Annotated in this window: 9 protein-coding genes, 1 tRNA gene and 1 pseudogene; 3 read left to right on the top strand and 8 right to left on the bottom strand. The window is 69.8% G+C overall.

Annotated features, from left to right (window positions below; genetic code table 11):
- Positions 1-644 (top strand): annotated as a pseudogene (locus tag D7V97_RS32945) (phosphomevalonate kinase); the annotation flags it as partial.
- A gap of 27 nt (positions 645-671) precedes the next feature.
- Here D7V97_RS32945 and D7V97_RS32940 read toward each other — a convergent pair.
- On the bottom strand, positions 672-1,850 hold the full coding sequence (locus D7V97_RS32940) for a BamA/TamA family outer membrane protein (RefSeq protein ID WP_120614583.1): 1,179 nt from the start codon (positions 1,848-1,850) through the stop codon (positions 672-674).
- Between the two features lie 153 nt (positions 1,851-2,003).
- Here D7V97_RS32940 and D7V97_RS32935 point away from each other — a divergent pair, with 153 nt between their 5' ends.
- Both D7V97_RS32935 and D7V97_RS32930 read left to right on the top strand, forming a co-directional pair.
- The gene (locus D7V97_RS32935) at positions 2,004-3,596 is read left to right on the top strand and encodes an alkaline phosphatase family protein (RefSeq protein WP_120614582.1); all 1,593 of its coding nucleotides are present in this window, start codon (positions 2,004-2,006) and stop codon (positions 3,594-3,596) included.
- Between the two features lie 17 nt (positions 3,597-3,613).
- Positions 3,614-4,696 (top strand): lysylphosphatidylglycerol synthase transmembrane domain-containing protein, encoded by a 1,083-nt coding sequence (locus tag D7V97_RS32930; RefSeq protein ID WP_120614581.1) that lies wholly within the window; start codon positions 3,614-3,616, stop codon positions 4,694-4,696.
- Between the two features lie 70 nt (positions 4,697-4,766).
- On the opposite strand, the gene D7V97_RS32925 is transcribed toward D7V97_RS32930, so the two are convergent.
- The 7 genes from D7V97_RS32925 to D7V97_RS32895 form a co-directional block, all read right to left on the bottom strand.
- A tRNA-Leu gene (locus D7V97_RS32925) sits at positions 4,767-4,850 on the bottom strand.
- An 88-nt stretch (positions 4,851-4,938) separates the two neighbouring features.
- Positions 4,939-5,316 carry a 2Fe-2S iron-sulfur cluster-binding protein gene (locus D7V97_RS32920; RefSeq protein WP_120614580.1) on the bottom strand — a complete coding sequence of 126 codons (378 nt, stop codon included), beginning with the start codon at positions 5,314-5,316 and terminating at the stop codon, positions 4,939-4,941.
- Between the two features lie 2 nt (positions 5,317-5,318).
- Positions 5,319-7,163, bottom strand: coding sequence for a Fe-S protein assembly chaperone HscA (hscA, locus tag D7V97_RS32915; protein WP_120614579.1), 1,845 nt, complete (start codon positions 7,161-7,163; stop codon positions 5,319-5,321).
- Positions 7,160-7,708 carry a Fe-S protein assembly co-chaperone HscB gene (gene hscB, locus D7V97_RS32910; RefSeq protein ID WP_120614578.1) on the bottom strand — a complete coding sequence of 183 codons (549 nt, stop codon included), beginning with the start codon at positions 7,706-7,708 and terminating at the stop codon, positions 7,160-7,162. Before hscB ends, hscA begins: the two co-directional genes overlap by 4 nt.
- Positions 7,709-7,815: 107 nt before the next feature.
- Positions 7,816-8,199 (bottom strand): iron-sulfur cluster assembly accessory protein, encoded by a 384-nt coding sequence (locus D7V97_RS32905; RefSeq protein ID WP_120614577.1) that lies wholly within the window; start codon positions 8,197-8,199, stop codon positions 7,816-7,818.
- A gap of 49 nt (positions 8,200-8,248) precedes the next feature.
- Positions 8,249-8,641, bottom strand: coding sequence for a Fe-S cluster assembly scaffold IscU (gene iscU / locus D7V97_RS32900; RefSeq protein ID WP_120614576.1), 393 nt, complete (start codon positions 8,639-8,641; stop codon positions 8,249-8,251).
- Positions 8,642-8,760: 119 nt separating this feature from the next.
- The gene (locus tag D7V97_RS32895; RefSeq protein ID WP_233583375.1) at positions 8,761-10,122 is read right to left on the bottom strand and encodes an IscS subfamily cysteine desulfurase; all 1,362 of its coding nucleotides are present in this window, start codon (positions 10,120-10,122) and stop codon (positions 8,761-8,763) included.
- Between the last annotated feature and the right edge of the window lie 455 nt (positions 10,123-10,577).

Here is a 10,577-nt window from a genome sequence, read left to right as displayed (position 1 = left end):
CGATGGGGCAGGGCGGGAAGGGGAGCGGCGGCGACGTGGCGGCGAGCTTCGCGGGTGGGCTGTCGCGCTACCGGCGCTACGACGTGGCCGCGCTCACGGAGGCCGCCAACACCGGCCGCTTCCACGCGGCGCTCGCGGAGTCGCCGCCGGTGGACCTGTGGCGCATGCCCGCGCCCCGCGTCGCCATGCTCTACGCCTTCACCGGGGAGAGCGCGTCCACGAAGCTGCTCATCGCCCAGGTGGAGGAGCGGCTCGCGGAGGCCGGCCGGCAGGCGTTCGTGGTGCGCTCGGACGCGCTGGGCCAGACGATTGAAGACGGCCTGGGCGGCGGCGACTTCCGCGCCTTCTCCGAAGCCGTGAAGGCACAGCACGCGCTGCTGCTGGAGCTGGGTCCGCTGGAGACCGAAGGCATGCGCCGGGTGCTGGCGATTTCGGCCTCCTACGGCTGTGCGGGCAAGCTGTCCGGCGCGGGCGGCGGCGATGGGTGCATCCTCTTCGCCCCGGACGCGCAGGCGCGCGAGGAACTGCGCCAGGGCCTGGAGTCGCGCGGCTTCCTCACGCTGCTCTTGGACGTGGAGCCCGGCGTGCGCGGCGAGGCCCAGGCGGATGCCCGGCTTCGCGGCTGGGTGGACGCGCTCGTCTGAAGAGGCAGCGCGCGTCCGGGCAGGTCGTTAGAACATGTGGCCGAAGGTGACGTAGAAGCGCTGGCGGCCCGTCTCGGTGGAGCGCGCGTAGTCCATGCGCACCACGGCCGCGCGACGCGAGAAGCGCAGACCGCCGCCGATGCCCGGGTGCCACTCATGCCACTTGCCATCCGTCACGCCCGGGTGCCACACGCGGCCCAGGTCGAGGAACACCACCGCGCCCAGCGCGACCGGCTGGCCGAAGATGGACATGCGCGCCGCCTGGAAGCGCAGCTCGGAGTTGCTGAACGCCTTCACGTTCCCGGCGAAGCGGTTGCGCTCGATGCCGCGCACGCTGCTCATGCCGCCAATGCCCTCGGACACGTTGACGCCGCCCGTCGTCATCCACTCGAAGAACGGCACCTCGCCGAACAGCATGTCCAGCGTCAGCCGCTGCGCGAACACCAGGCGCTCCGACAGCTTGAAGTAGCGCCGCTCGCTCAGCGTCACGCCCGCGTACTGGTAGCGGCTGAAGGTGGCCAGACCCGACACGCGCAGCGCCAGCTCCTCCACGCCGCCCGTCGTCGGGTCGCCCTCCTCGTCGCGCGTGTCCCAGAGCGCGCCCGCGACGATCTGCCCGCTGGGCCCGCCCTCGATGCCGATGGGCTTCTCCTGCGCCAGGATGGACGTGTCGTAGGGAACCACGCGGGTGTTGCGCCACGCGTAGCCCACGTAGGACTGGAACGGGTGCGTCTCACCGAAGGGCCGGCCGCGCAGGCGGACCCAGAGGCCCGGCGAGCCCTTGTCGTAGTTGTACCGCTCGTCCTCCACGTTGCCGCGGAAGTCCGGGGCGGACAGGTTGCCCGCGCCGAAGAACGGGCTGCTCTTCTCCTGCCGGTACTCCAGCCGGGCCTCCAGCCGCAGGGGCCCCAGCAACTGCGGCCCGTCGTAGCGGAGGTAATGATTCTGGGCACCGCGTGAGCTGAAGAAGACCTGCGCGGCCAGGGCGTGCGCGTAGGGCGCCTTGCCCGGCGCGTACAGGTACATGCCGCCCACCGCGCCGTAGCCGAAGCCCTGATCCGAGCTGAAGCTCACCAGGGGCAGCGCGATGCCGTCCATCGACGGCGTCTTCTTCACGGGCTGGAGCCCGGGCGCGGGGGTACGGCCGGCCGCGGCGGCGCTGAGCGTCAGCAGGAGAAAGAAGAGGCAGATGACAGGAGCCAGCATCGAAACCCCGTGAAGCCCCAGGGGGGCGCATCGATTCCAGCCCGGGACTAGGACGCGCTCTGCCCGCCTGCTCTCCAAGAGAGCATCGCGGCCCCAGAAGCTCCTGTCCCCCTGAATGCCCATTTTGCATCGCGGGATGGGGGAGCCGTCAACGTGCCCGAAAGTTTGAACGAACTCGTCAGCGAGAATTCACGGAATTGGGCGAATAGCCTCGTCCGGCGCATCGGGTCAAAAGTTCCGCCCGTGGCGGCGCGACGCTCGCGAAACGTACTGCTGGTGCACCTGGACGGCGTGCCCAAGGCCCTCCTGGACGAGGCGATTGTCGCGGGGCGGATGCCCTTCGTCGCGCACCTCGTCCGCTCGGGCGCCTATCACCTGGAGAACGCCTTCTGGGGAGCGCCCACCTCCACGCCGTTCTTCCAGGCGGGGCTGCTCTACGGGCTCCAGCATCCGAACCTGCCAGGTTACAGCTGGTACGACCGCTCACTCGGCCGCAAGGTGCAGATGAACACGCCCGGCGACGCGATGGCCATCGACGCGCGCTTGAGGGGCCACGGCCGCAGGAGCCTGCTGGATCACGGCGGGCACACCTACTTCTCGCTCTTCCACGCGGGCGCCACCAACCGCATGTGCATGAGCACGCTGTCGAGCTTCAAGCTGATGGCACGCTCGTTCGCCTACGAGATGCAGGGCCTGTCGTCGGCGCGCACGCGCGGCGCGTGGGAGTTCCTGCGCTCGTTCGGGATGGAGTCCTGGCAGGCGGTGCGCGAGGTGCGCCAGTGGGCGCGCTCCGTCAACGATTGGCGCCACGAGCAGGGCTTCCTCTTGAGCCGCATCCTCCTGCAGCGGCTGGGCTGGAGCTTCGCGTACACCAAGTCGCTGGTGGACATGGTGCGCGGCGTGCCGCTCATCTACCTGGTCTACGGCAACTACGACGAGGTGGCCCACCGCCGAGGCCCGCGCTCGGAGCTGGCGATGCAGGAGCTGCACCGCGTGGACGCGTCGCTGGCGGAGCTGTTCGCCGTGGCCCGCGCCGCGCCGGAGCCCTACGACGTCATCCTGCTGTCCGACCACGGCCACGTGGACAGCCTGCCCATGGAGCAGCGCCAGGGCCGGCGCCTGGAGGCCGTGCTCTTCGAGGGCGCCACGCCGCCCCTGCGCGACGGCGTCGTCAACGGCCTGCTGGACGGACGTGAACCGCCAACGCCGGACACCGCCGCGCGCGAGCCCTTCAAGCCGGTGGTGGTGGAGGCCGGCAACTTCGCCCACATCTACCTGAGCGGTCGCTCCACGCCCCTGGAGGCGCGCGAGCTGCTGGCGCGGCATCCGGACGTGCTGGCGCGCGCCACGGGCAACGCGGACATCGGCATGGTGGCGATGCGCCGGGGCGCGGAGGGCGTGGTGGTGATGGGTGGCGGCGTCTATGGCCTGGCCGACCTGGACCGCGCGCCGATGTCCTCCGAGTACAGCCGGAGCGCCGTGGCGGACTTCCTCCGGGGCCTGCCGCGCATGGAGACGGCGGGCGACCTGGTGCTCTTCGGCGAGGCCGTGCAGAGGGGCGGCACGGTGGGCTTCGCGTGGGAGTTCGGCTCGCACGGAGGCCTCACGTGCGTGGAGTCCGACAGCCTGGTGATGTGGCCCGCGAACGGGCCGGTGGACCTGTCCGGCCTGAGCCACTGCGCACGGCTGCATGAGCGGCTGGCGGAGGCCTACCTGGACACGGGCTCACCGCGGATTCTTCATTGAAACCGAAAGGGAGGACCATGCGGCTTCCCAACGCCGGCGGTCGGACGTGGCTCAAGGTGCTGGGCGCCCTGGTGGGGCTCGTGCTGTCCGTGCTCCTGCTGTCCACGGCCTTCTTCAAGTGGAACCTGCACGGTGCAGGGGACCTGCTGATCCCCCGCTTCCCGCTGCGCAAGTTCGTGCAGGACCTGCCGGGGCACCTGGTGTGGCTGGTGCCCTTCCTGCTGCTCCAGGCGTCGCTCGTCCCGCTGCGCGCGGTGCAGTGGCAGGCCACGCTGCGCAAGCCCATCCCGTTCCGCGACCGCTACCACCTGGTGGGCATTGGCGTCTTCGTGCACAACGCGCTGCCTGGGAAGCTGGGCGAGGTGACTCGGGCCTTCCTCCTGGCGCGCACGCAGAACGTGCCCTTCATCCGAGGGCTGGGCTCCGTGGGCGTGTGCAAGCTGATGGAGTTCGCGTGCCTGATGCTGCTGGTGGCCCTGTCCTTCCTGGGCCCCTTCGGCACGACGATGGCCCACTTCCGCGGCCAGCTGAAGGTGGCCGTGTCGCTGTGCATCGGCCTGGTCGCGCTGGTGGTGCTGCTGGCCCACTGGGCCGCGCCCCTGGGCCGCTGGCTCCACAAGCGCCACAGCCTGCCGCGTGTGGAGAGCTTCCTCAGCCACGTGGGCGAGGGCCTGGGCACCGCGCGCTCCTTCAAGGGCATGGCGAAGGTGTTCTTCTTCTCCATCTTCCCGGTGTCCGCGTCCGCGCTCGCGTACGGGCTCGCGCTCCACGGCATCGGTATCCCCGGGGGCCTCTTCGCGGGCGCGGTGGTGCTGGGCGCCATCTCCCTGGGGCAGGCGCTGCCGGGCGTCCCGGCGGGCATGGGCATCTACTACTTCGTGACGAGCTGGGCGGCCCGCTCCCTGGGGGCCAGCCCGGAGGCCGCGGCGGCCTTCGCCACGCTCACCCACCTGGGCACCGTGCTCAGCCAGGTGTCCCTGGGCGCGCTGTCCGTGCACCACAGCAAGCTGCGGATCCGCGACCTGCGCAAGGGAGGCCGGCTGGCCAACGCCGCCGCGCACCACGTGGCGCACGAGGCCGTGGAGCCCGCGCCGCCCTGATCCGTGGGAAGGGCCACGCCGGAAAACAAAAAGGGCCCCGACTTGTGGTCGGGGCCCTTCTTTTACTTCATGCCCGGGAGAGGACTCGAACCTCCATGCCCTTGCAGGCGCTAGACCCTGAATCTAGTGTGTCTACCAATTCCACCACCCGGGCGGATGGGGGTGCTGCCGGTGCGACGGGCGAGACGTATAAAGAACCTCTTTCGCCCGGTCAAGCACAACGTTTCAGGCCCCTTCGCCGCCTACTTCTTGAGGGGCCACTTGCCCTCGGACTCGAGCTGCCGGCGGATGGCCGGGTTCTCGTCCATGAAGGCGACCAGGGACTCCTCGGTGATCTCCACCGTGACGTCCTCGCCGCCCACCTCCGTCTGACAGCTCAGGCGGGAGTACGGGCGGACGTCGAAGCCCATGTCCAGCCGGTCCATCTCGTCGTCCCGCTGCTCGCTCAGCGAGTCCAGCCCCTTGCGGATCCACACGTGGCAGGTGGAGCACCCGCACACGCCGCCGCAGCTGTGGCCCACCTGGGCCTCGCCCTTCTCCGCGGCGTCCAGCAGGGTGGTGCCCGGGGGCACGTCCACGGCGACCTCGGCCAGGGGGCTCTTGAAGGTGACCTTGGGCACGGTCAGTACTCCTCCACGGAATGGCCGGACACCACCTGGGTGATGGCCTGGTTCATGACCCGCTCGATGAAGCCTCGGGACGCCTCGTCCAGCCCATGCAGGGCCTCCTTCACCGCCAGGTAGTTCTTCCCCTGGGCCGCTTCGCGCACGCGCGCCATGGCGGCCTGGATGGCCTCTGGTTCGCCGGCCTCCAGCAGGGCCGCGTTCTCACGGAGCTGGCGGTCGGCCTCGGCGAGCACGCGCTCGGCCTCCACCTGCTGCTCGCGCACCTGGCGGGCCTGGATGTCGTCCTCGGCGTAGTCGATGGAGTCGAGCAGCATCTTCTCGATCTCATCGTCCGTCAGGCCGTGGCTGGGCTTCACGGTGATGGTCTGCGCGGCGCCGGTGCTCTGCTCCTTCGCGGTGACGGACAGGATTCCGTCCGCGTCCACCTGGAAGCGCACCTCCACCCGGGCCATGCCCGCCGCCAGGGGCGGGATGCCAGAGAGGGTGAAGCGCGCGAGGCTCCGGTTGTCCTCCACCAGCTCCCGCTCGCCCTGCACCACGTGCACGTCCAGGCCCGTCTGGTTGTCCTTGAACGTGGTGAACACCTGCGCCGCCGCCGTGGGGATGGTGGAGTTGCGCGGGATGAGCTTCTCCGCGATGCCGCCCATCGTCTCCAGGCCCAGCGACAGGGGCAGCACGTCCAGCAGCAGCACCTCGTCCTGACGGTTGCTGTCGGTGAGCAGGCTGGCCTGCACCGCCGCGCCCAGCGCCACGACCTGATCCGGATCGATGTCGCCCAGGGGCTCGCGGCCGAACAGCTCCGCCACGAAGCGGCGCACCGCCGGCACGCGCGTGGAGCCGCCCACCAGGATGACGCCGTCCAATTCGCCCACCACGACGCCCGCGTCCTTCAGGGCCCGCCGGCACACCGCGCCCGTCTTCTGCACGAGCGGCTGGATCCACGCCTCGAAGTCCGCGCGCGTGACGGGCTGCGAGTGCCCGCCCACGGTGAGCGTGACCTCGGCCACATCCGTCAGCGCTTCCTTCGCCTTGCGCGCCGCCGTCATCGCCTCCGCCACCTGCGCGGGGGAGGGCGCCGCAGCGCCCATCGCCTGGAGCACGCGCGTGGCGATGGCGCGGTCGAAGTCGTCCCCGCCCAGCGCGGAGTCACCGCCGGTGGACTTCACCTCGAAGACGCCGTCCTCCAGCTTGAGGATGGAGATGTCGAAGGTGCCGCCGCCCAGGTCATAGACGGCGAAGGTGCCCTGGCTGCCCTTGTCCAGGCCGTAGGCCAGGGCCGCGGCGGTGGGCTCGTTGAGCAGCCGCAGCACCTCCAGGCCCGCGAGCTTTCCCGCGTCCCGGGTGGCCTGGCGCTGGGCATCGTCGAAGTAGGCGGGCACGGTGATGACGGCCTGCTCCACCTTGCCGGAGAAGTGCGCCTCCGCGCGGCGCTTGAGGGCGCGCAGGATTTCGCCGGACACTTCAATCGGCGTCACCGGCTGGCCTCCGGCGACATCAAAGCGCACCACCTGCGAGCCGGGGACGAAGCGGTACGCGCCCAGCTTGCGCGTCTCCGGATCATCCGGCCCGCGGCCCATGAAGCGCTTCACCGACACGATGGTGTCCGTGGGGGCGTCCGCCGCGAGCTTCTTTGCGCGCGCGCCCACCACCACGCCGCCGTCCTTGCCGTAGTGCACGACGGAGGGCAGCAGCAGCGAGTCGCCGTCGTCCACCGGGACGCAGCGGGGCTTGCCCTGGGACACGGACGCCACCAGCGAGTGCGTGGTGCCCAGGTCGATGCCCACCACGTGGCCCTTGGGCTTGAGCGGGTCGTGGATCTGCAGAAGTCCGTTGTTGCTCACGCGAGCACCTCCTCCTCGAACGCGTCCACCTGCTCGAGGAAGCGCGTGAAGTAGCGCACCCGCCCCAGCGCGTGCGATGCCTTTCTCACCCCGTCCGGTGAATCCCCCGCTGCTTCCAGCGACTGGAGCGCGGACACGGCCTCCGCCAGCGCCGCCTGCTTGCGGCCGGACACGTCCTTCGCCATGGCCTGGGCCCGGGACAGGTCCTTCGCCGCGATGGCGTCGTCCAGCTCCTCGCGCAGGGTCATGACCTCCTCCAGGAACTCCAGGGGCATGTCCTTCTGGGCGCCCGCGTCCTCGCGGTCCAGGTCGATGCCGTGGAGCTTCAGCAGGTAGAAGGCGCGGCGGACCGGGTCCTTGAGCGTCTTGTAGGCCTCGTTGAGGGCGGTGGTGCCCTCCAGGGCCTGGAGCCGCTCGCGGGCGTTGCCCTGGGCGACGCGGTCCGGGTGCAGTTGGAGCGACAGCTCCCGGTACTGCTTCTCCAGGGCCGGCACGTCCACGGCGTGGGAGCGGGGCAGCCCGAACACGTCGAAGTGGGTCCTCACGGTGGGGGAATCCTCTTGGGGGGCGAAAACGAAAAAGGGGCCCGGCACCGGGCCGGACCCCTGTGCCCGCGCCCTGACCAACGGGGCGGGCGGGCAAGGCCGCGAGGTCAGACGGAGAAGCTCTCTCCGCAGCCGCAGGCGGCCTTCACATTGGGGTTGTTCAACTTGAAGCCGGAGGCCATCAGGGTCTGCTCGAACACGAGCTCCGTGCCGATGAGGTACAGGTAGCTCTTCGGATCCACGAAGACGCGCACGCCGTCCCGCTCGAACACCTTGTCGCGCTCGCGGGACTTCTCCGACCATTCCATGGAGTACTGGAGGCCGGAGCACCCGCCGCCCTTCACGGCGATGCGCAGCCCTGCTTCAGGGGTCTGGCGCTCGGCCAGCAGCACCTTGAGGCGCTCCACCGCGCTGTCCGCCAGGCCAATGCCCTTGGGCGCCGGCTTGGGGGGCGTCTGAGGGGCCTGGGTCGTCTGGGCCTGCTCGTTCATGGGGTCGTCCTCGCTTCCTGAGTGCTTCGTGCGTTGCGAGCTGTCTGCCTCAAGCCTGCCGCGACGCGCGCTTCTTCTTGAAGTCCTCGATGGCCGCCTTGATGGCGTCCTCGGCCAGCACGGAGCAGTGGATCTTCACGGGGGGCAGCGACAGCTCCCGCGCCACGTCCTTGTTGGAGATGGTCATCGCCTGATCCACCGTCTTGCCCTTCACCCACTCGGTGACGAGCGAGCTGGACGCGATGGCGGAGCCGCAGCCGAAGGTCTTGAAGCGCGCGTCCTCGATGACGCCCGCGTCGCTGATCTTCAACTGGAGGCGCATCACGTCGCCGCAGGCGGGGGCGCCCACGAGGCCGGTGCCGACGTTCGGGTCGTTCTTGTCGAGCGTCCCCACGTTGCGGGGGTTCTCGTAGTGCTCGATGACCTTGTCGCTGTAAGCCATGCGTCTAACGCTCCTTCACACAACGCTTGAACTGATGCGCCTTGCGGGCAACCGATGCGCGGCCGGACGGGCGGGGGCTCCCGTGCCCGGCTGGAAACCATGTCCGAGACGGAGGGCGCCTAGTGCGCCGTCCACTCGATGCTCTTGAGGTCGATGCCTTCCTTGGCCATCTCGTACAGGGGGCTCATGTCTCGCAACTTGCGGACTTTGTCCACCACGAGGCGGATGACGAAGTCCACCTCCTCCTCCGTGTTGAAGCGGCCCAGGCCGAAGCGGATGGAGCTGTGCGCCATGTCCTCCTCCACCCCCAGGGCGCGCAGCACGTAGGACGGCTCCAGGGACGACGAGGTGCACGCGGACCCGGACGACACCGCGACGTCCTTGATGGACATCATCAGCGCCTCGCCCTCCACGTAGGAGAACGACACGTTGAGGCTGCCCGGCATGCGGTGCTCCAGGCTGCCGTTCACCGTCACGAGGTCCAACTGCTCCAGGATGCCCGTGCGCAGCCGCTCGCGCAGCCGGAACAGGCGCGCGGCCTCCGCGGGCAGCTCCTGCCTCGCGAGCTCCGCCGCCGCGCCGAAGCCGACGATGGACGCCACGTTGAGCGTGCCGCTGCGCATGCCGCGCTCATGGCCGCCGCCGTCCACCATGGGGGCGATGCGCACGCGCGGCTTGCGGCGCACGTACAGCGCGCCCACGCCCTTGGGGCCGTACATCTTGTGGGCGGTGATGGACACGAGGTCCACCTGCATCGCCTCCACGTCGAAGGGCACCTTGCCAATGCCCTGCACCGCGTCGCAGTGGAAGAGGACGCCCCTCTCCCGGCACAGCTTTCCAATCTCCGCCACCGGCTGCACGACGCCGATCTCGTTGTTGGCGAACATGATGGAGACGAGCACCGTCTTCGGCGTCATCGCGGCGGCCAGCTTCTCCAGGCTGACGCGGCCGTCCTTCTCCACGTCCAGGTAGGTGACGCGCGCGCCGCCCGTGGGCAGCTCCGCCCACTTCTTGTACGTGTCGTCCGCCTCGATGTTGAACTTCGCGGACAGCTCCGCGAGGTCCTCGGGCTGCACGTCGCGCTCGGCGAGCTGCCCCAGCCGCAGCAGCTTCAGCTCGTCCAGTCGCTCCTGGCGCACGCGCTCCAGGCGCTTGCAGGTGTCCAGGACGGCCTTGTGCTCCGTCTTCAGGGTGATGATGTGGTCGCCCTTGGACTTGTAGAACTCGACGACGCCCTTGATGGCCAGGTTGTCGGATTCCGTGGCGCCGGAGGTGAAGACGATCTCCTTCTCCGACGCGCCAATGAGCTCCGCCACCTGCCGGCGGGCCTTCTCCACCGCGGCCTCGGCCTTCCAGCCGAAGGCGTGGTTGCGGCTGGCGGCGTTGCCGAAGTCCTCTCGGAGGTAGGGCAACATCGCTTCCAGCACCCGTGGGTCGAGCGGGGTGGTGGCGTGGTTGTCCATGTAGATGGGCAGGCTCAGCATGGCTTCCTCGGAAGAAAAAGACGCGGGAGGGTGGGACTTCCCCTCCGCTCCCCGGCGACGCGGTGGGTCCGCGCGCAGCGGCAGGGTCTACATCGGCCCACACGAATGTGGACCGGACTGGTCAAATATAAAATCGACCCCCCTCGGGTCAAGCGAACATAAGACGAGGTCCCTCCTTCGCTGGGCGCGGCCGGGCTGGTGGTGGGCCGTCACGGAGCACCGGCGAGCAACGGCGGGCCGGAGTGGATCACTCCGGGTGCTCCGTCCTGGCACGTTCCGCTCCAGAATGGAGCGCTGCCCCGCTGCAAGTGCCCGTTTCCAGGCATCGCGGGGCATGGCCGGGAGGCTGCACTGGAGGGGACGCGGAGGGTGCACGCATGAGCGTCAACGCGAAGTCGCAGGCCCGGAGCCACGGTTCAGAAGCAGGGGGAGAGGGGACGGGGCGGCCATCC

The sequence above is a fragment of the Corallococcus sp. CA053C genome (genome assembly GCF_003611675.1).
Lineage (GTDB): Bacteria > Myxococcota > Myxococcia > Myxococcales > Myxococcaceae > Corallococcus.
Note: the sequence above shows the minus strand (reverse complement) of the source record. Positions and strands in the feature narration are given on the sequence as shown.